Raw genomic sequence first — 19,866 nt, forward strand, 5'->3', positions numbered from 1 at the left:
CCGCATCACGTGATATGCGGCATGCACATGCTGTGCCCCGACACCCTGCCTACCCAAACGTGCTCGATGCCTGGTCAGTTACGCTCCCGGGCGGACGAGCAGGGCCCCCGGAGAGAGGTTGCCCGATCCTGACCATGCAGGACCGTTTCACCCCAAGTGCCCACCGGGGGCACAAATATTCCATGCTGTTCCGTGCGCCGCTCACCCGCCCGGCGCCCTTCCGCTGCCCGCCGTACGGGCGGTTCGCCGGGGCCGGTTCGCCGGGCCGAGGTCGGGGTCGGGGTGGGGGTCGGGGTCGGACAGTCCCTACTCGCTGGCGGCCTTGCGGGTGTGGAGCTGGCGGGCGACCTCGGCGATCGATCCGGACAGCGACGGGTAGACCGTGAAGGCGCTGGCGATCTGCTCGACGGTCAGGTTGTTGTCGACCGCGATCGAGATCGGGTGGATCAGTTCACTGGCGCGCGGCGAGACGACCACGCCGCCGACGACGATGCCCGTACCGGGGCGGCAGAACAGCTTCACGAAGCCGTCGCGGATGCCCTGCATCTTGGCGCGCGGGTTGCGCAGCAGCGGGAGCTTGACCACCCGGGCGTCGATCACGCCGCCGTCGACGTCGGCCTGGGAGTAGCCGACGGTGGCGATCTCGGGATCGGTGAAGACGTTCGCGGAGACCGTCTTGAGGTTCAGCGGCGTGACCGCGTCGCCGAGGAAGTGGTACATCGCGATCCGCCCCTGCATGGCGGCGACCGACGCCAGCGCGAAGACGCCGGTGCAGTCGCCCGCGGCGTACACCCCGGGAGCCGTGGTCCGCGAGACCTTGTCGGTCCAGACGTGGCCGGAGTCCTTCAGCTTCACCCCGGCCGCCTCCAGTCCGATCCCCTCCGTGTTGGGGATGGAGCCGACCGCCATCAGGCAGTGCGTACCGGAGATCGTCCGGCCGTCCGCGAGGGTGACCTCGACGCGGTCGCCCACCCGCTTGGCGGACTGCGCGCGGGAGCGCGCCATGACGTTCATGCCGCGGCGGCGGAAGACGTCCTCCAGCACGGCGGCGGCGTCCGGGTCCTCGCCCGGCAGCACCCGGTCGCGGGAGGAGACGAGGGTGACGCGGGAGCCGAGCGCCTGGTAGGCACCGGCGAACTCGGCTCCGGTGACACCGGAGCCGACCACGATGAGTTCCTCGGGCAGCTCCGTGAGGTCGTAGACCTGCGTCCAGTTCAGGATCCGCTCGCCGTCGGGGAGCGCGTCGGGGATCTCGCGCGGGTGCGCGCCGGTGGCGATCAGCACGGCGTCGGCGATCAGCGCCTCGGACGTGCCGTCGGCGGCGGTGACCGTGACCTTCCGCGAGCCGTCCGGCGCCTGGCCCGGCTCCAGCCGGCCGCGACCGCGCATGACCCGGCCGCCGGCCCGCGTGACGGAGGCGGTGATGTCGTGCGACTGGGCGAGCGCCAGCCGCTTCACGCGTCGGTTGACCTTGCCGAGGTCGACGCCGACGACCCGCGCCGGACGCTCCTTGTAGGGGGTGTCGTCCTCGACCCTGATGCCGAGCTCCTCGTACGAGGAGTCGAAGTTCGTCATCACCTCGGCCGTGGCGATGAGGGTCTTCGACGGGACGCAGTCGGTCAGCACCGACGCTCCACCCAGACCGTCGCAGTCGACGACGGTCACCTCCGCGCCGAGCGAGGCGCCCACCAGGGCCGCTTCGTATCCGCCGGGTCCGCCACCGATGATCACGATCCGAGTCACGTACTCCATTGTCCCGCACGCCCGTACGTACCTCTCGCCCGGGGGCGCGGACCCCGCCGGGCGGGCGCCGGTCCGTGCTCTCGACAGCCCCGTCGTACGAACCTCCGGTACCACGAGCCCATCGAGGAACCTCCCGTACCCTCGGAAGCATGTCGCTCTACGCCGCGTACGCCGGCAACCTCGACGCGCGGCTGATGTCCCGCCGCGCACCGCACTCGCCGCTGCGCGGCACCGGCTGGCTCAACGGCTGGCGGCTCACGTTCGGCGGCGAGCAGATGGGCTGGGAGGGCGCCCTGGCGACGGTCGTCGAGGACCCCGGCTCCCAGCTCTTCGTCGCGCTCTACGACATCGCCCCGATGGACGAGGAGTCGATGGACCGCTGGGAGGGCGTCGGCCTGGACATCTACCGCCGCATGCGGGTCCGGGTGCACACCCTCGACGGCGACGAGGCCGCCTGGATCTACGTCCTCAACGGCTACGAGGGCGGCCTCCCCTCGGCCCGCTACCTGGGCGAGATCGCCGACGCCGCGGAGTCCGCCGGCGCCCCGCACGACTATGTGATGGAGATCCGCAAGCGGCCCTGCTGACGGGCCCGCGGACGCCGCCGCCGACCGGGGCCGGGTGCGGCCCCGCCGGCCGGGCGCCCGTCTGCGCCTCGCGCACCGCACCGCGCCGCACCCCGTTTGGCAGAAGCCACAACCACCCGTTCCCAGCGCCGTGGGCACCGACATCTACGCGCGTAGGGGATTACCGGCTACCCTCGTCCGCGTGAACGCATCTGTTACCCCGGACATCGACCCGCAGGGCGCCGCCGACGCCGCAGCCGCCCGCCTCCGCGAGCTCACCGGCGCCGAGAGCCACGACGTCGCCCTGGTCATGGGCTCCGGTTGGGCCCCGGCCGCCGAGGCCCTGGGCGCGCCCGAGCACGAATTCCCCGTCACCGAGCTGCCCGGCTTCCCGCCGCCCGCCGTCGCCGGCCACGGCGGCAAGATCCGCTCGTACCGGATCGGCGAGAAGCGCGCCCTGGTCTTCCTCGGCCGCACCCACTACTACGAGGGCCGCGGCGTCGCCGCCGTCGCGCACGGCGTCCGCACCGCCGTCGCCGCCGGCTGCAAGACCGTCGTCCTCACCAACGGCTGCGGCGGCCTGCGCGACGGTATGCGCCCCGGCCAGCCGGTCCTGATCAGCGACCACCTCAACCTCACCGCCACCTCCCCCATCATCGGCGCGAACTTCGTCGACCTGACGGACCTGTACTCGCCGCGGCTGCGCGCGCTGTGCAAGGAGGTCGACCCGAGCCTGGAGGAGGGCGTCTACGTCCAGTTCCCCGGCCCGCACTACGAGACCCCGGCCGAGATCAAGATGATCCGCACCCTGGGCGCCGACCTCGTCGGCATGTCCACGGTCCTGGAGGCCATCGCCGCCCGCGAGGCCGGCGCCGAGGTGCTGGGCCTGTCGCTGGTGACGAACCTCGCCGCCGGCATGACGGGCGAGCCGCTCAACCACGAAGAGGTGCTCCAGGCCGGCCGCGACTCCGCGACCCGGATGGGCGCGCTGCTCGGCCAGGTCCTCGCCAAGATCTAGCCGGAACCGGCCCGGAGACCTCCGGCGGCGGCAGAATCCAGCTGCCGGCGGGGGCCGGGCACGGGCCGGCGGCCGCCGCCCGCGGGGCCGGCCGGACCGTACGCAACCCCCACAACGCATCCACAGGCAGGAGCATCACGTGGCTACCGTTCCCGCGGAGCTGATCAGCCGGGCCCAGGCGTGGCTGGCCGAGGACCCCGACCCGGAGACCCGGGACGAGCTCGCCAAGCTGATCGAGGCGGAGGATCTCGACGAGTTGGCGGGGCGGTTCGCCGGCACTCTCCAGTTCGGCACCGCCGGGCTGCGCGGCGAGCTGGGCGCCGGTCCGATGCGGATGAACCGCGCCGTGGTCATCCGGGCGGCGGCCGGGCTCGCGGCGTACCTGAAGGACAGCGGGCAGGGGGATGGCCTCGTCGTCGTCGGCTACGACGCCCGCTACAAGAGCGCCGACTTCGCGCGGGACACCGCCGCGGTCATGGTCGGTGCGGGTCTGCGCGCCGCGGTCCTGCCCCGCCCGCTGCCCACCCCCGTGCTGGCCTTCGCCATCCGGCACCTGGGCGCGGTCGCCGGCGTCGAGGTGACCGCCAGCCACAACCCGCCGCGGGACAACGGCTACAAGGTCTACCTGGGCGACGGCTCGCAGATCGTGCCGCCCGCGGACGCCGGGATCGCCGAGCGGATCGCCGCGGTCCGGTCGCTGGCCGACGTGCCGCGCCCGGAGGCGGGCTGGGAGACCCTCGACGAGGCCGTGCTGACCGCCTATCTGGAGCGTACGGACGCGGTGCTGACGCCCGGGTCGGCCCGGGACATCGGCGTCGTCTACACGCCGATGCACGGCGTCGGCCGGGACACCCTGGTCGCCGCCTTCGCGCGCGCCGGCTTCCCGGCCCCCGCGGTCGTCGCCGAACAGGCCGAGCCCGACCCGGACTTCCCGACGGTCGCCTTCCCCAACCCGGAGGAGCCGGGCGCGATGGACCTCGCGTTCGCCACCGCCCGCTCCCGGGCCCCGGGCAGCGTCGACATCGTCATCGCCAACGACCCGGACGCGGACCGCTGCGCCGTCGCCGTGCCCGCCCCCGGTACGCCGGAGGGCTGGCGGATGCTGCGCGGCGACGAGGTCGGCGCGCTGCTGGCCGCGCACCTGGTCCGCAAGGGCGCCACGGGCACGTTCGCGACGACGATCGTCTCCTCCCAGCTGATGTCCCGTATCGCGGCGGGCGCCTCGCTCCCCTACGAGGAGACGCTGACCGGCTTCAAGTGGCTGGCCCGCGCCGACGGCCTGCGCTACGCCTACGAGGAGGCGCTGGGCTACTGCGTCGACCCCGAGGGCGTCCGCGACAAGGACGGCATCACCGCCGCGCTGCTGATCACCGAGCTGGCCGCGGAGCTGAAGCAGGCCGGGCGCGGCCTGGCCGACCTCCTCGACGAACTGGCCGTGGAGTTCGGCCTGCACGCCACCGACCAGCTCTCGGTGCGGGTCGAGGACCTGTCGCTGATCGCCGGTGCGATGCGCCGGCTGCGCGAGCAGCCGCCTACGGCGCTGGCCGGCCTGGCGGTGACCCGGGCGGACGACCTGAACGAGGGCAGCGCCGCCCTCCCGCCGACCGACGGGCTGCGCTACTACCTGGCGGGCGCGCCGGCGGACGGCATCGAGGCGGCCCGGGTCGTGGTCCGGCCCAGCGGCACCGAGCCCAAGCTCAAGTGCTACCTGGAGGTCGTGGTGCCGGTGGCCGACGCGGCGGCGCTGCCCGGCGCCCGGACGACGGCCGCGGCGGCGCTGGCCGCCATCAAGAAGGACGTGTCGGCGGCGGCCGGGATCTGAGCGGCCGCACACCGTACGGCCTGTCCGACCCCGACCCCTCAGGACAGGCACTGAGTGAGGGCCGGGCTCCCGCGAGCCCGGCCCTTACGGGTGACAGCCCTACTGCACCTGTCGCAGCTCTCCACGACGGTGCGGGCCGGAGCGCGGAACCCTGGAGCCGGACGTTCCCCGTGCCCGGTTCCCGTCCTCCAGGAGTTGCGCCGTGCCCACGACCGCACCCCCGCCGGCCGCCACCCCGGCGCCCCCGGGGCCGCCGCCGTCCCGGCGGCACGAGACGGCCGGCGCCCTGGCCGCGGCGCTCCGCAGAGCCACGCCCGCGCTGCTCGGCTACGCCGCCGTCCGGGCCCTGGGGACCCTCGTCCTGATGAAGTGGGCGCACTCCCGGCACCACGGGCTGTGGCCGCTGCTGGCCACCCAGTGGGACTCGGGCTGGTACCTGGGCATCGCCGGCCACGGCTACGAGCACACCCTCGGCCACGACTTCCACGAGAACAACCTCGCCTTCTTCCCTCTCTACCCGGTGCTCATCAAGGCCGTCGCCGCGGTCACGCCCGGCTCCCGGGCGACGGCCGGGCTGCTGATCGCCGTCGGCTGCTCGCTGCTCGCGGCGTGGGGGGTCTTCGCGGTCGGCGACCGGCTCCACGGGCGCCGGGTCGGCACCGTCCTGGCGGTCCTGTGGGGCGCCGCCCCGGTCGCCGTGATCGAGTGGATGGGCTACACGGAGTCGCTGTTCACGGCGCTGGCCGCCTGGTCGCTGTACGCGGTGCTGAAGGGGCGCTGGCTCGCGGCCGGCGGCCTCGCGCTGCTCGCCGGCGTGACCCGCCCCACCGGCCTCGCGCTCGCCGCGGCGGTCTCGCTGTGCGCGCTGCTCGCCCTCCGGCGGCGGCCCGGCGGTGCGGCGGCCGCCGCACCCGCCCCCCGGCTGCTCGCCGCGGCCCTCCTCGCGCCGCTCGGCTGGCTCGGCTACGTCGGCTGGGTGGGGCTGCGACTCGGCCGCGCCGACGGCTACTTCGCGGTCCAGAAGATGTGGCACAACGAGTGGGACGGCGGCGTCGAGACGCTGCGCTCGCTCCGCTCGATCCTCGGCTACCAGGCCCGGCCGCAGCTGTTCTACGTGGTGATCTCGCTGGTGCTGATCGGGTCGGGCGTGCTGTACGTGCTGTGCGTGGCCGACCGGCAGCCGCTGCCGCTGCTGGTGTTCAGCGGTGTACTGCTGGCGATCGTGCTGGGCAGCGGCGGGGTGTACTTCCCGCGCGCCCGCTTCCTGCTGCCCGGTTTCCCGCTGCTGCTGCCGCTGGCCCGCGGGATCGTCCGGGCGCGGCGCCGGACGGCCGTACTGGCGCTGGGCGGTGCGGCGTTGGCGTCCGCCTACGTGGGCGCGTACATGATGCTGGTGTACACGGGCGCGCCGTAGCCGGCGGGCCCGGCGCCGCTACAGGGCCAGCATCACCGCGAGCCCCACCGCGCCGGCCACGCTCGGCGCGATGACCGCGTACGCCCAGCGCACCTCCGGTTCGCCCTGCGCGCTCTCGCGGTGGGCCGCGCGTTCCCTGATCTCGCGCAGCTCCTCCAGGGCCTGGTCAGCCATCGCGCGCGGCGCCGGACCGGCGTCCGCCTGGAGACCGAAGCGGGGCCGGGCCGGGCCCGCGCCGCGGGCCGGCTGCCGGGCGGCCTTCTTGCGCTGGCGCAGCGAGACCGGGATGGCCCAGAGCTGGTACTTGCCGCCACCGGTGAACACCTCGGCGGAGAAGGTCGCCCGCAGCTCCTCGACGGCGGACCAGGGCAGCGTGATCGTACGGAACGGGTTGCGCACCGTCAGCCGGTCCTCGCCCGCCCTGACCAGGGGCCGCAGCGTGAAGGCGACGACCAGCGGCACACCGAGGAGGAGGACGAAGACCGCGGTGAGCTTGGTGTGGACGGTGCCGCGCAGCACCGCGTCGGCGCCGAGCCAGAGGCCGAGCAGGAGGAGCAGCGCGCCGCCGGCCAGGGCCGCGGGCGAGCGGTAGCTGCGCTCCGCGTACTGCTGCTGGGACGGGGTGGACCGGTCCGGACTCGTCATGCCGCCGATTCTGCCCGACTGTCCGGATGGCGGACATTGCGTTACGGCATCGGTCATTGCGTTACCGCATCGATGGCGGCGCGCCGGGGCCGTACACCGGCGGCCGCGCATTCCGGTCGGGACGGGGGGCTGGCATGTCGCTACGCGCGTAGATATGCTCCCCTCGTGACCATGCCCACTGCCATTTCGGAAGTACCCGCATCCGGCAACGAAGCCGCGGGGCGACTGGCGTCGATGGCGGATGTGACCGCCTCCGACGGAGCGCTGCGCCGTTTCCTGCACGGACTCCCCGGCGTCGACGCGGTAGGGCTCCAGGCCCGCGCCGCCGCGCTCGGCACCCGTTCGATCAAGACCACGGCGAAGGCGTACGCCATCGACCTGGCCATCTCGATGATCGACCTGACGACGCTCGAAGGCGCGGACACCCCCGGCAAGGTCCGGGCGCTGTGCGCCAAGGGCATCCATCCGGACCCCACGGACCGGTCCGTCCCCAAGGTCGCGGCGATCTGTGTCTATCCGGACATGGTCGCCACCGCCAAGGAGGCGCTGGCCGGTTCCGGGATCCATGTCGCGTCCGTCGCCACCGCCTTCCCGGCGGGCCGGGCGGCGCTGCCGGTCAAGCTGGCCGACACCCGGGACGCGGTGGCGGCCGGCGCCGACGAGATCGACATGGTGATCGACCGGGGCGCCTTCCTCTCCGGCCGCTACCTGGACGTCTTCGAGGAGATCAAGGCCGTCAAGGAGGCGTGCGCACGGCCCGACGGGACGGCCGCGCACCTCAAGGTGATCTTCGAGACCGGCGAGCTGCAGACGTACGACAACGTCCGCCGGGTCTCCTGGCTCGCGATGCTCGCGGGCGCCGACTTCATCAAGACCTCGACGGGCAAGGTGGCCGTGAACGCCACGCCGCCGGTCACCCTCCTCATGCTCGAAGCCGTCCGCGACTTCCGCGCGCAGGCCGGCGTCCAGGTCGGCGTGAAGCCGGCCGGCGGCATCCGGACCACCAAGGACGCGCTCAAGTACCTGGTGATGGTCAACGAGACGGTGGGCGAGGACTGGCTGAGCGCCGACTGGTTCCGCTTCGGCGCCTCCAGCCTCCTCAACGACCTGCTGATGCAGCGCCAGAAGCTCAGCACCGGCCGCTACTCCGGCCCCGACTACGTGACGGTGGACTGAACCGCTATGAGCTCAGCATTTGACTACGCACCGGCGCCCGAGTCCCGCGCGGTCGTCGACCTGGCACCGGCCTACGGGCTGTTCATCGACGGCGAGTTCACCGAGGGCACCGGCGGCGACCTGCGCAAGACCGTCTCGCCGGCCACCGAAGAGGTGCTGGCCGAGTACACCCAGGGCACCGCCGACGACGTCGACCGGGCCGTGAAGGCCGCCCGCACCGCGTTCGGGAAGTGGTCCGCGCTGCCCGGCGCCGAGCGCGCCAAGTACCTCTTCCGGATCGCCCGGATCATCCAGGAGCGCTCGCGCGAACTGGCCGTCCTGGAGACGCTGGACAACGGCAAGCCGATCCGCGAGTCGCGGGACGCCGACCTGCCGCTGGTGGCCGCGCACTTCTTCTACTACGCGGGCTGGGCGGACAAGCTGGGCCATGCCGGCTTCGGTCCGGACCCCAGGCCACTGGGCGTGGCGGGCCAGGTCATCCCGTGGAACTTCCCGCTCCTGATGCTGGCGTGGAAGGTCGCCCCGGCGCTGGCCTGCGGCAACACCGTCGTCCTCAAGCCCGCCGAGACCACCCCGCTGTCCGCGCTGTTCTTCGCGGACATCTGCCGCCAGGCGGGCCTTCCCAAGGGTGTCGTCAACATCGTCACCGGTGACGGCTCCACCGGCGCCGCGCTGGTGGCCCACCCCGGCATCGACAAGGTCGCCTTCACCGGCTCCACCGAGGTCGGCAAGGCGATCGCCCGCACGGTCGCCGGTACGGACAAGCGGCTCACCCTCGAACTGGGCGGCAAGGCGGCCAACATCGTCTTCGACGACGCGCCGCTCGACCAGGCTGTCGAGGGCATCGTCAACGGCATCTTCTTCAACCAGGGCCACGTCTGCTGCGCCGGTTCGCGGCTGCTGGTCCAGGAGTCGGTCCAGGACGAGCTGCTGGACGCGCTGAAGCGGCGGATGGCCACCCTCCGGGTCGGCGACCCGCTCGACAAGAACACCGACATCGGCGCGATCAACTCGGCCGAGCAGCTGGCCCGGATCACCGAGCTGGCCGACGCGGGCGAGGCCGAGGGCGCCGAGCGCTGGTCCCCGGCGTGCGAACTGCCGGGCTCCGGCTACTGGTTCGCGCCGACGCTGTTCACCGGCGTCACCCAGGCCCACCGGATCGCCCGCGAGGAGGTCTTCGGCCCGGTGCTGTCCGTGCTGACCTTCCGTACGCCGGAGGAGGCCGTGGAGAAGGCCAACAACACGCCGTACGGCCTGTCGGCGGGCATCTGGACCGAGAAGGGCTCGCGGATGCTGTGGATGGCGAGCAAGCTGCGCGCGGGCGTCATCTGGTCCAACACGTTCAACAAGTTCGATCCGGCCTCGCCGTTCGGCGGCTACAAGGAGTCGGGTTTCGGCCGCGAGGGCGGCCGGCACGGTCTGGAGGCGTACCTCAATGTCTGATCGCCTGAGCGTTCTCAAGACCTACAAGCTGTACGTCGGGGGCAAGTTCCCCCGGTCCGAGAGCGGGCGGGTGTACGAGGTGACCGACGCAAAGGACAACTGGCTCGCCAACGCCCCGCTGGCCTCCCGCAAGGACGCACGGGACGCGGTGGTCGCCGCCCGCAAGGCGTTCGGCGGCTGGTCGGGCGCCACCGCGTACAACCGCGGCCAGATCCTCTACCGCACCGCGGAGATGCTGGAGGGCCGCCGGGACCAGTTCACCGCCGAAGTGGCGGACGCCGAGGGGCTGTCGAAGGCGAAGGCCGCGGCGCAGGTGGACGCGGCGATCGACCGCTGGGTCTGGTACGCGGGCTGGTCCGACAAGGTCACCCAGATCGCCGGCTCGGCGAACCCGGTCGCGGGCCCGTACTTCAACCTGTCCGCCCCGGAGCCGACCGGTGTGGTCGCCGTGCTGGCCCCGCAGGAGTCGTCGTTCCTGGGCCTGGTCTCGGTGATCGCCCCGGCGATCGTCACCGGCAACACGGCCGTGGTGGTGGCCTCGGAGAAGGCCCCGCTGCCGGCGCTGTCGCTGGCCGAGGTGCTGGCCACCTCCGACCTGCCGGGCGGTGTGGTCAACCTCCTCTCGGGCCGCACGGCGGAGCTGGCCGCTCCGCTCGCCGCCCACCAGGACGTCAACGCCATCGACCTCACGGGCGCCGGCGCCGAACTGGCCGGGGAGCTGGAGACCGCGGCGGCCGACAACCTCAAGCGGGTGCTGCGTCCGCGGGCCGCCGACTGGACGGCGGAGCCGGGCACGGAGCGGCTGCTGGCCTTCCTGGAGACGAAGACGGTCTGGCACCCGATGGGCGTCTGACCGGTCTGCGGCGGACCGGGTCCCGGTACGGCGAACGGCGCGGGACCCCACCCGACAGGGGTGGGGTCCCGCGCCGTTGTGCGGGTCCGCCGGCGGTGCGTCAGCCGGGCAGGGTCCGCATCACCAGACCGGTCACCGGCAGCGTCCGCAGCGTGCCGCCGTTCGTCACCGGGCCCGTCACCTGCGTCGTGCTCATCGGCTTGAAGTCGGCGACCTGGGTGCCGACACCGTTGGCCAGCGGATCGACGCCGGTGTTGTTCATCGGGTCCAGCCGGATGTCCTTGACGGGGCCGAGGCCGCCGCGCGAGCCGTACTTGAGCGCGGCGCCCAGCGACGTGCCGCTGGAGTCCGACCGGGACAGCCGGGGGGCCGCGGTACCGTGCGCGGGACCGTGTGCGGGGGCGGCGCTCGCCGCGGCACCACCCGCCATCGCGGCGCCGGCCGCGGAGATCACCAGTCCGGCGCGCAGTACACCGCGCGGGACACGGCTGGGGTTGGGACGTGCGTGGGAGGGCATCTGCCACCTGCCTGTGAATCGGAAAGCCAGAGTCTCCACCGGTCACACAGTCGGACGGCACCCGGGCAGTCGGCACTGCGTAATCGATTGACTGCGTAGCGTAGTTGACCGGTGGCGGCCGTTCCACCTCGCGCGCCAGGGGTACCCCCCACGGCGCAATGCCCGACAATGGTGACCCGTGACCTCCCACCCGCCCGCCCGGCCCCCCGTCGCCCTTGTCGTGCTGCTGACCGGTCCGTCCGGCTCCGGGAAGACCTCCCTGGCCGCGCTGACCGGCCTGCCCGTGCTGAACCTCGACGACTTCTACAAGGAGGGCACGGACCCGACGCTGCCGCAGCTGCCGGACGGCGGCGGCGCCGACTGGGACTCACCGCTCTCCTGGGACGCGAGCGCCGCGGTCGCGGCCATCGAGGAGCTGTGCCGCACGGGACGCACCGCGGTTCCGGTGTACGACATTTCGGTCAGCGCCCGGGTGGGCTCGTCGCGGCTGGCGCTCGACGGGGCTCCGCTGTTCATCGCCGAGGGCATCTTCGCCGCCGACGTCATCGACCGCTGCCGGGCGGCGGGCGTGCTGGCCGACGCGCTGTGCCTGCGCGGGCGCCCCACGACGACCTTCCGCCGGCGGCTGCTGCGGGATCTGCGCGAGGGCCGCAAGCCGGCGCCGTATCTGGTGCGCCGCGGACTGCGGCTGCTGCGCGGCGAGCGGACGATCGTGGCCCGGCACACCTCGCTGGGCGCGTACGCGTGCGCGAGGCCCGAGGCGCTGGAACGGATAGCGGCGGCGCGCTCCGCGGACCCGGTCGGGACGGCCGTACGGTCCTGAGCCGTACGGCGGTTGGCGTGGCCGGGGTCGGCGGTCTGCGGTCTGCGGTCTGCGGTCTGCGGTCTGCGGCAGAAACGGGAGAGCGGGTTCGGGCAGACCCCCCGGCCGCCCGAACCCGCTCGTTTCCCCCGTGTCCCCCCTGCTTCCCCCGTGTTCCCCCTCGGGCTCTCCCCCCGGATCCCCCTCGGGTTCTTCCGCCCCCTCGGGCGTTCCCCCCCCGTCCTCAGGCGACCAGTTCGCCGAAGGACTCCTCCTCGTCACGGCCGAAGCTGAGGACCTCGTCCTCGCGCAGCCGGCGCAGCGAGCGCCAGATGCTGGACTTGACCGTGCCGACGCTGATGTTGAGGATGTCCGCGATCTCCGGGTCCGTGCGGCCTTCGTAGTAGCGCAACACCAGCATGGTGCGCTGCGCCTCCGGCAGCCGGGCCAGCGCCTGCCACAGGACGGCGCGCAGCTCGGTGCCCCGCATCGCGTCCACGTCGCCGGCGGTCTCGGGCAGTTCCTCGGTCGGGTACTCGTTGAGCTTGCGGCGGCGCCAGGCGCTGATGTGCAGGTTGGTCATGGTGCGCCGCAGATAGCCGCCGACCGCCGCCTTGTCGCTGATCCGGTCCCACGCCCGGTAGGTCGAGAACAGCGCGCTCTGCAGCAGGTCCTCGGCCTCGTAGCGGTCACCGGTCAGGTGGTACGCGGTGGCGTACAGGGAGGCGCGGCGCTCCTGGACGTAGGCGGTGAAGGCCGCTTCGGCCTCGGCCGCCTCCGCCGCGGTGCGCCGGTCCCCCGTCTCCCTGTACTCCGCTCCCCCGTTGGCGCTCTCCTGGCCCCCGTTTCCCCCGTTGGACCCGTTGTGCACCATCGTCGCGTCAATGGCCACCATGTACGGCGGCCGTTGACGCCCGGTGCCGCGAGCGCACCCCCGCCCGCCCACAGCACCGGACTTCTCGCCGGCCCGCACGACATCGTGGAGCCGCGTGATAACTGCGCTGGAAGTGGTGCCGTGCAGTGTGTTCATCTCGCGCCCCCCGTCGGTTGAGCCAGTTCGTTCGGTGTGTCCCGGCGCTGATCTCGCCCGTTGCGGGTGTTGATCTCTTCCGGATGCCCAAAAGACTGCCAAGCCAGTTTCATCGGGGTGTCCGCCGACTGTCACAGACGTGTCACAGGGCCGGTGACGGTGCGGCGTGCTCCGTCATCCGGGCGGGCCGGGTGTGGCAGCGCGGCACCGGTCGATCTCCCGCCGTGCCATGGGCCAGAATGGCTGCGTGCCTTTCCTGTTGCTGATCGAGGACGACGACGCCATCCGCACGGCCCTCGAACTCTCGCTGTCCCGCCAGGGTCACCGTGTGGTGACCGCGGCGACGGGCGAGGACGGCCTGAAACTGCTGCGCGAGCAGCGGCCGGACCTGATCGTGCTGGACGTGATGCTGCCGGGCATCGACGGTTTCGAGGTGTGCCGGCGGATCCGGCGTACGGACCAGCTGCCCATCATCCTGCTCACCGCACGCAACGACGACATCGACGTGGTGGTGGGGCTGGAGTCCGGTGCGGACGACTATGTGGTCAAGCCGGTGCAGGGGCGGGTGCTGGACGCCCGGATCCGGGCCGTGCTGCGCCGCGGTGAGCGCGAGTCCAGCGATTCGGCGACGTTCGGTTCGCTGGTGATCGACCGCTCGGCGATGACCGTCACCAAGAACGGCGAGGATCTGCAACTGACGCCGACCGAGCTGCGGTTGCTGCTGGAGCTCAGCCGCCGGCCCGGTCAGGCGCTGTCCCGGCAGCAGCTGCTGCGGCTGGTGTGGGAGCACGACTACCTCGGCGACTCGCGGCTGGTGGACGCCTGTGTGCAGCGGCTGCGCGCGAAGGTGGAGGACGTCCCGTCCTCGCCGACGCTGATCCGCACGGTCCGCGGCGTCGGCTACCGACTGGACACCCCGCAGTGACGGAACGCTCCCGGGGAGACGACGGCACGCCGGGCACGGCGGCGGACAGCGGCGCTTCGGGCCAGGCGGCTGCCGGAGGCGGTTCCGGTTCCGGCCGCCGGGCCACCCGGCTGCTGCGCCGGGCCGCCGGGCTGCTGCGCTGGACGAGCCTGCGGCTGCGGCTGGTCGTGGTGTTCGCGCTGGTCGCGCTGACGGCGGCGGTCTCGGCGTCCGGGATCGCGTACTGGCTCAACCGCAACACGGTCCTGGACCGTACCCAGAACGCCGTCCTCAAGGACTTCCGCAAGTCGCTGGAGGACAGTACGCGGTCGCTGCCGCTGCGCCCGCGGTGCTCCGAACTCCAGGACGCCGCACGGCAGATGGCGGCCGGTCCGCAGAACTACACGGTGCTGCTGATCGGGCTGGACCGCGAGGGCAAGGAGTGCGCGGCCACCACCAACAAGGACCTGCTGACGCTCAGGACCGTCCCGCAGTCGCTGCGCAACGCGGTCGACCAGGTGCGCCCGGTCGACGAGTCCAACCACTTCGCGCACCATCTGTACTGGCAGCGCAACGAGGTCGAGGACGTCCCGTACCTCGTCGCCGGGGCGAAGGTGATCGGCGGCGGGCCGACCGGCTACATGATGAAGTCGCTGGCCACCGAGCGGCAGGACCTCACCTCGCTGGCCTGGTCCCTGGGGATCGCGACGGCGCTGGCGCTGGTCGGCTCGGCGCTGCTGGCGCAGGCCGCCGCGACGACCGTGCTGCGGCCCGTGCAGCGGCTGGGGTACGCGGCGCGGCAGCTGGGCGAAGGGCGGCTGGACACCCGGCTTCGGGTGACCGGCACGGACGAACTGGCGGATCTGTCGCGGACGTTCAACCGCACGGCGGAGCGGCTGGAGCAGCGCGTCGAGGAGCTGAGCGCACGGGAGGCGGCGTCCCGCCGGTTCGTCGCGGACATGTCGCACGAGCTGCGCACCCCGCTGACCGCGATCACCGCGGTCAGCGAGGTGCTGGAGGAGGAGGCGGACTCCCTCGACCCGATGATCGCGCCGGCCGTGCAGCTGGTGGTCAGCGAGACCCGGCGGCTGAACGATCTCGTCGAGAACCTCATGGAGGTCACCCGCTTCGACGCGGGGACGGCCCGGCTGGTGCTGGACGACGTCGACGTCGCCGACCAGGTGACCGCCTGTATCGACGCGCGGGCCTGGCTGGACGCGGTGGACCTGGACGCCGACCGCGGCGTCATGGCCCGCCTGGACCCGCGGCGGCTGGATGTGATCCTGGCGAATCTGATCGGCAACGCCCTCAAGCACGGCGGCTCGCCGGTACGGGTGTCGGTGCGTACCGAGCCCGAGGAGCGTCCGGACACCGCGGAGCGCGCGGAGGCCGGGGAGCGCGCGGAGCCGCCCGAGGGCGCGGCGGACGAGGGCGCGGCGGACGAGGGAGGGCGGCTGGTGATCCGGGTGCGGGACCACGGTCCGGGCATCCCGGAGGAGGTCCTGCCGCACGTCTTCGACCGCTTCTACAAGGCGAGCGCGTCCCGGCCGCGGTCGGAGGGCAGCGGTCTGGGCCTGTCGATCGCGCTGGAGAACGCGCACATCCACGGCGGGGAGATCACCGCGGCCAATCACCCCGAGGGCGGCGCGGTGTTCACCCTGCGGCTGCCGATGGACGCCTCCCGGCTGTCCGAGGGCGCACAGCGGGCGGACGGCGGGACGTCCGGCGGTGGCGACGAGGGCGCGGAGGGCGGGCGATGACGGTGTGCATCCGGCCCGGGACGTGGCGGCGCACCGCGGCGCTCACGGCACTGGCCCTGGCCGCTGCGGGCTGCGGGATCCGCGGGACGTCCGTGCCGGTCGACGCGGGCGGGGCGCCGTCGCGGGTGAGCTGCAAGGCCCCGGCCGCCGAGCCGGAGCCGGGCGCGACCGCCGCGGTGCAGGTCTCGGTCTACCTGGTGTGCGGTTCGGCGCTGGCCCAGGTGGAGCGGATGGTGCCGCCGCCCAAGGGGACCACGGCGGCGGAGGTCCGGCTGATGTCGGCCCGGACACTGCTCGCCGAGTTGCAGCGGCAGCCGCTGCCCGAGGAGGTCAGGGCCGGGTTCAGCACGGTGCTGCCCAGGGAACTGCGGGTCGACGGGCCGCGGTCCGGCGATCCGGAGGAGGCGCTGCGGCTGTCGGTGCAGCCGGACGATCTGCCGTCGTTCGCGCTGGCGCAGCTGGTGTGCACGTACGGGGCGAGCAGTGCGCTGGGCCGGACGCACGCGGCGCTGCTGGGCGGCCCGGGTGCGGGTGCGCCGCACCGCTACGACTGCTCGGCGGACGTGCTGACCAATCCGGACATCGCGCAGCGGACGGGCTGGGGCGATCCGCTGTCCGAGCAGAGCTGAGCGGCGCCGCGCCGAGGGGCCCGGCGGCGTTCGGGGCCCCTGTACGGCCGGGCCGTTCGTCCGGCCGAGCCCGGCCTCTCCGGGCGGCGGAACCGCGGCCCCCGCTACCGGCGTCCTGGCCTGTGTGCAGCGTCATGGCCCTGGCGGCACCGTCGCCCCCCGTTTGCGCGCCACCGGAATCCTCCTCCTTGTGGTGCATCTGCTGATCGTCTGCTGGCTGATGCTGCGTCCTCGTACGGTGCCGTGGGTGCCGGCGCCGAATCTGGAGCCGCTGGCGTCGATCCACGCCGAGCTGGCGCGCGGTACGTGGCAGGCGGTGTGGCACCTGGGCGGTTCGGTGCTGCTGCTGGCGCCGCTGGGGGTGCTGCTGCCACTGGCGGGCGGCCGGTTGAACGTTTCCCCGCTGGGGTCCCTGGCCCGTACCGTCTTCGCCGGAGCGATGATCGCGCTGGCCATCGAGGTGCTCCAGTCCGGGGTGCCGGGGCAGGTCCCGGACATCGACACCGCGCTGCTGAGCACCCTGGGGGTGGCACTGGCCCACCTGGCCGTCGTCCCCGGGGCGCGGTCCCGTCTCCGCCGCCGGTACGAGCACCCCAGGGGTGCGACCCCGAAGATCTCCAGGGTCGGTCTGGCCCCGCAGGCTGACGTCTTCTCCGGCGGCCGAACCTAGCTTTGAGGCATGCGGGGCGATCGCCCCGCATCCGCCGAGAAGGACGCCGAGAAGGACGCCGAGAAGAGCGTCGAAGAGGGCGTCGAGAAGGAGCAGCCCCATGGCCGCCGCACTGGTCCGCCCCACCGACAACCGCATGATCGCCGGTGTCTGCGCCGGCCTCGCCCGCCGCTTCGGCACCCGCCCGGCCACGATGCGGGTGCTCTTCCTGCTCTCGTGCCTGCTCCCCGGTCCGCAGTTCCTGGTCTATCTGGCGCTCTGGGTGCTCCTCCCCTCGGAGGACCGGGCGAGCGGTGCCGCGGCGTGGTAGCCCCGAGATCCCCCGGGACATGACCGCGCCCCGCTCCGTACGGAATGCGACGTACGGAACGGGGCGCAGCGGGGGCGTCCCCTAGGGGACGGGGGAGCCGGCCGGTCGGCTGCTCAGTTCAGGGGGAGGTCGGGGGCCGCGACGGGCAGACCGACGATCTGGTTGCCCTGGGGGGTGACGTGGGTCCGGATGGGGTTGCCGCCCTTCTTGACGTGGCCGGCTCCGGCGACGGTCTGGGTGCCCGACAGGCTGTGCAGCACCCCGCTGGTGTCGATCGAGTTGCCGACCGGGGCGGCGGAGGCAGCGCCCGCGGCGGTGGCGGCGAAGACGGCGCCGAGCGCGACGGCACCAAGAGTCTTGACAGTCTGCTTCATCGAATTACGTCCTCGTGATGGGGGCTTGACCGGCTAAGAAACCTAGTGATTGCGCCACCACCGCCGCAAACAGCCGCCACCGCCGAAAAAACGGCCGGTGGACAATCCACCGGCCGTTGCGCTAAGTCTTTTTCCTGATCACTCACTCAGCGTCAGATCCCTTGTTGGCAAGGGGACTTGTGGCGCTCTGGCGAAACAGCCACTCGGACCGGAGTTCCGCATATCCGGGCTTGATGACGTCATTGATCATGGCCAGACGTTCATCGAAAGGAATGAAGGCCGACTTCATGGCATTGACCGTGAACCACTGCATGTCGTCGAGGGTGTAGCGGAATGTCTTCACCAGGTGCTCGAATTCCCGCGACATGCTGGTGCCGCTCATCAGGCGGTTGTCGGTGTTGACCGTGAGGCGGAACTGCAGCCGGCGCAGCAGGCCGATGGGGTGCTCCGCATAGGAAGTGGCGGCGCCGGTCTGGAGGTTGGAGGTGGGGCACATCTCCAGCGGGATGCGCTTGTCGCGGACGTACGAGGCGAGCCGGCCGAGGGCGACGGAGCCGTCCTCACCGACCTCGATGTCGTCGATGATGCGGACGCCGTGGCCGAGGCGGTCGGCGCCGCACCACTGGAGCGCCTGCCAGATGGAGGGCAGGCCGAAGGCTTCACCGGCGTGGATGGTGAAGTGGTTGTTCTCCCGCTTGAGGTATTCGAAGGCGTCGAGGTGGCGGGTGGGCGGGTAGCCGGCCTCGGCGCCCGCGATGTCGAAGCCGACGACGCCCGAGTCGCGGTAGCGGTTGGCGAGTTCGGCGATCTCCAGGGCGCGGGCGGCGTGCCGCATGGCGGTGAGCAGGGCGCCGACGCGGATGCGGTGGCCGTTCTCGCGGGCGCGCCGCTCGCCCTCCCGGAAGCCGTCGTTGACGGCCTCGACGACCTCTTCGAGGCTGAGGCCCTGCTCCAGGTGCTGTTCGGGGGCGTAGCGCACCTCGGCGTAGACGACGCCGTCGGCGGCCAGGTCCTCGGCGCACTCGGCGGCGACCCGGGTCAGCGCCTCGCGGGTCTGCATGACGGCACAGGTGTGCGCGAAGGTCTCCAGGTAGCGCTCCAGCGAGCCGGAGTCGGCGGCCTCGCGGAACCAGATCCCGAGCTTCTCCGGGTCGGTTTCGGGGAGGCCGGGGTATCCGTTCTCGCCGGCCAGGTCGACGACGGTACCGGGGCGCAGCCCGCCGTCGAGGTGGTCGTGGAGCAGGACCTTGGGGGCGCGGAGGATCTGTTCGGCGGTCGGCAGGTTACTCGTCTCGCTCGTCATTGCCGCACTCTAGCCCCTACGCGCGTAGATCAGACCGAACGATACGTAACAGTGACCCGTCCACAGGGTGGACAGTGCGCCGCCTTCTGTCATCGTTCTCGGCATGGCTCAGCAAGCGCTACCGGTGCGCGAGGCCCGGCTGGGAAAACCACTGGGATCGGCGGGGACGGAAAAGGCGGTGAGCGGTGTCGCTCTCTTATTGCCCGGGGGCGGGCCGACCGGGCTGCGGCGGCCGTCACCGGTGCCGGCGCTCGCGGTGCGCCCGCTGGCGGCCCGGCTGGCGAGGGCCGGCCGGCCCGAGGGGCTGACGGCCCACGTAGTGCACTACCGCTGCCGCGGCTGGAACGGCGCCGCCGCGCATCCGGCGCGGGACGCCTCCTGGGCGCTGGAGGAGGTGGTACGGCGCTACGGCGACGTCCCGGTGGCGCTGGTCGGCACCGGCATGGGCGCCCGCGCCGCGCTGCACGCCGCCGGCCACCCGGCCGTCAACTCCGTCCTGGCGATAGCCCCTTGGCTGCCCGACCCGCGCCGGGACGACGTCGATCCCGACCCGGTCAAGCAGCTCATCGGCCGGCAGGTACTGCTGGTGCACGGCACCAACGACGAGCGGGTCGACCCCGAACTCTCCTACCGCTACGCCGAGCGGGCCAAGAAGGTCAATCGCGACACCTGCCGCTTCGAGGTGCACTCCGACGGCCACTCGCTGCACCAGCACCGCTCCGAAGTCTGGGCGCTGGCCGCGGACTTCATGCTCGGTTCACTGTTCACCCGGAACTTCGCCCGGCCGGTGAAGGACGCCCTGGCCGCCCCGCCGCCCCTGGGGCTGCGGATGCCGCTGGCGTCGGGGTTCGGGCGGTCGCTGCGGTACTGAGCGGTAGGGCGGCGGC

General features: G+C 72.8%; 20 protein-coding genes. 14 read left to right on the top strand and 6 right to left on the bottom strand.

The window, feature by feature from the left end; translation table 11 throughout:
* Positions 1 to 306: 306 nt before the first annotated feature.
* Positions 307 to 1,752, bottom strand: a complete 1,446-nt coding sequence (locus GR130_RS34620) for an NAD(P)H-quinone dehydrogenase (RefSeq protein ID WP_201305080.1) — start codon at positions 1,750 to 1,752, stop codon at positions 307 to 309.
* Positions 1,753 to 1,892: 140 nt separating this feature from the next.
* Here GR130_RS34620 and GR130_RS34625 point away from each other — a divergent pair, with 140 nt between their 5' ends.
* The 4 genes from GR130_RS34625 (at position 1,893) to GR130_RS34640 (ending at position 6,563) form a co-directional block, all read left to right on the top strand.
* Positions 1,893 to 2,330, top strand: coding sequence for a gamma-glutamylcyclotransferase (locus GR130_RS34625; RefSeq protein ID WP_043265802.1), 438 nt, complete (start codon positions 1,893 to 1,895; stop codon positions 2,328 to 2,330).
* 181 nt (positions 2,331 to 2,511) lie between these two features.
* Entirely contained in the window at positions 2,512 to 3,327 is an 816-nt protein-coding gene (locus GR130_RS34630) for a purine-nucleoside phosphorylase (RefSeq protein WP_159508358.1), read from the top strand.
* A gap of 139 nt (positions 3,328 to 3,466) precedes the next feature.
* Complete coding sequence (locus GR130_RS34635; RefSeq protein ID WP_159508359.1) at positions 3,467 to 5,149, top strand: phospho-sugar mutase; 1,683 nt, start codon at positions 3,467 to 3,469, stop codon at positions 5,147 to 5,149.
* A gap of 202 nt (positions 5,150 to 5,351) precedes the next feature.
* Positions 5,352 to 6,563 carry a hypothetical protein gene (locus tag GR130_RS34640; RefSeq protein ID WP_159508360.1) on the top strand — a complete coding sequence of 404 codons (1,212 nt, stop codon included), beginning with the start codon at positions 5,352 to 5,354 and terminating at the stop codon, positions 6,561 to 6,563.
* 18 nt (positions 6,564 to 6,581) lie between these two features.
* On the opposite strand, the gene GR130_RS34645 is transcribed toward GR130_RS34640, so the two are convergent.
* Positions 6,582 to 7,208: a PH domain-containing protein gene (locus GR130_RS34645; protein ID WP_159508361.1), complete on the bottom strand. Its 627-nt coding sequence runs from the start codon at positions 7,206 to 7,208 to the stop codon at positions 6,582 to 6,584.
* A gap of 171 nt (positions 7,209 to 7,379) precedes the next feature.
* Between GR130_RS34645 and deoC the strand changes: the two genes are divergently transcribed.
* The 3 genes from deoC to GR130_RS34660 are packed head-to-tail and all read left to right on the top strand — an operon-like array spanning position 7,380 to position 10,680.
* On the top strand, positions 7,380 to 8,384 hold the full coding sequence (deoC, locus tag GR130_RS34650) for a deoxyribose-phosphate aldolase (RefSeq protein ID WP_201305246.1): 1,005 nt from the start codon (positions 7,380 to 7,382) through the stop codon (positions 8,382 to 8,384).
* 6 nt (positions 8,385 to 8,390) lie between these two features.
* Positions 8,391 to 9,827 (top strand): aldehyde dehydrogenase family protein, encoded by a 1,437-nt coding sequence (locus tag GR130_RS34655; RefSeq protein WP_159508363.1) that lies wholly within the window; start codon positions 8,391 to 8,393, stop codon positions 9,825 to 9,827.
* A complete protein-coding gene (locus GR130_RS34660; RefSeq protein WP_159508364.1) occupies positions 9,820 to 10,680 on the top strand; it encodes an aldehyde dehydrogenase family protein in 861 nt (286 codons plus the stop codon). Before GR130_RS34655 ends, GR130_RS34660 begins: the two co-directional genes overlap by 8 nt.
* Positions 10,681 to 10,780: 100 nt before the next feature.
* Here GR130_RS34660 and GR130_RS34665 read toward each other — a convergent pair whose 3' ends face one another.
* Complete coding sequence (locus GR130_RS34665; protein ID WP_159508365.1) at positions 10,781 to 11,197, bottom strand: hypothetical protein; 417 nt, start codon at positions 11,195 to 11,197, stop codon at positions 10,781 to 10,783.
* A gap of 178 nt (positions 11,198 to 11,375) precedes the next feature.
* On the opposite strand from GR130_RS34665, the gene GR130_RS34670 reads away from it, so the two are divergent.
* Complete coding sequence (locus tag GR130_RS34670) at positions 11,376 to 12,020, top strand: ATP-binding protein (protein WP_159508366.1); 645 nt, start codon at positions 11,376 to 11,378, stop codon at positions 12,018 to 12,020.
* Between the two features lie 223 nt (positions 12,021 to 12,243).
* On the opposite strand, the gene GR130_RS34675 is transcribed toward GR130_RS34670, so the two are convergent.
* Positions 12,244 to 13,029, bottom strand: coding sequence for a SigE family RNA polymerase sigma factor (locus GR130_RS34675; RefSeq protein ID WP_159508367.1), 786 nt, complete (start codon positions 13,027 to 13,029; stop codon positions 12,244 to 12,246).
* Between the two features lie 247 nt (positions 13,030 to 13,276).
* Between GR130_RS34675 and afsQ1 the strand changes: the two genes are divergently transcribed.
* The 5 genes from afsQ1 to GR130_RS34700 all read left to right on the top strand — a co-directional run bounded on the left by afsQ1 (position 13,277) and on the right by GR130_RS34700 (position 17,302).
* Positions 13,277 to 13,954 carry a two-component system response regulator AfsQ1 gene (afsQ1, locus tag GR130_RS34680; protein WP_131124765.1) on the top strand — a complete coding sequence of 226 codons (678 nt, stop codon included), beginning with the start codon at positions 13,277 to 13,279 and terminating at the stop codon, positions 13,952 to 13,954.
* Positions 13,951 to 15,693 carry a sensor histidine kinase gene (locus tag GR130_RS34685; protein ID WP_159508369.1) on the top strand — a complete coding sequence of 581 codons (1,743 nt, stop codon included), beginning with the start codon at positions 13,951 to 13,953 and terminating at the stop codon, positions 15,691 to 15,693. Before afsQ1 ends, GR130_RS34685 begins: the two co-directional genes overlap by 4 nt.
* Positions 15,690 to 16,322: a hypothetical protein gene (locus GR130_RS34690; protein WP_159508370.1), complete on the top strand. Its 633-nt coding sequence runs from the start codon at positions 15,690 to 15,692 to the stop codon at positions 16,320 to 16,322. Before GR130_RS34685 ends, GR130_RS34690 begins: the two co-directional genes overlap by 4 nt.
* Positions 16,323 to 16,446: 124 nt before the next feature.
* On the top strand, positions 16,447 to 16,992 hold the full coding sequence (locus GR130_RS34695) for a VanZ family protein (protein ID WP_201305081.1): 546 nt from the start codon (positions 16,447 to 16,449) through the stop codon (positions 16,990 to 16,992).
* Positions 16,993 to 17,092: 100 nt separating this feature from the next.
* On the top strand, positions 17,093 to 17,302 hold the full coding sequence (locus tag GR130_RS34700) for a PspC domain-containing protein (RefSeq protein WP_159508371.1): 210 nt from the start codon (positions 17,093 to 17,095) through the stop codon (positions 17,300 to 17,302).
* Positions 17,303 to 17,415: 113 nt separating this feature from the next.
* Here GR130_RS34700 and GR130_RS34705 read toward each other — a convergent pair whose 3' ends face one another.
* Together GR130_RS34705 and GR130_RS34710 are read right to left on the bottom strand one after the other, a co-directional pair.
* A complete protein-coding gene (locus tag GR130_RS34705) occupies positions 17,416 to 17,676 on the bottom strand; it encodes a hypothetical protein (protein ID WP_159508372.1) in 261 nt (86 codons plus the stop codon).
* Between the two features lie 142 nt (positions 17,677 to 17,818).
* Positions 17,819 to 18,979, bottom strand: coding sequence for an adenosine deaminase (locus tag GR130_RS34710; RefSeq protein WP_159508373.1), 1,161 nt, complete (start codon positions 18,977 to 18,979; stop codon positions 17,819 to 17,821).
* Between the two features lie 103 nt (positions 18,980 to 19,082).
* Between GR130_RS34710 and GR130_RS34715 the strand changes: the two genes are divergently transcribed.
* Complete coding sequence (locus tag GR130_RS34715; protein WP_159508374.1) at positions 19,083 to 19,850, top strand: alpha/beta hydrolase; 768 nt, start codon at positions 19,083 to 19,085, stop codon at positions 19,848 to 19,850.
* The last annotated feature ends 16 nt before the right edge of the window (positions 19,851 to 19,866 follow it).

Origin of the sequence: Streptomyces sp. GS7 (assembly GCF_009834125.1) — a bacterium.
Lineage (GTDB): Bacteria > Actinomycetota > Actinomycetes > Streptomycetales > Streptomycetaceae > Streptomyces.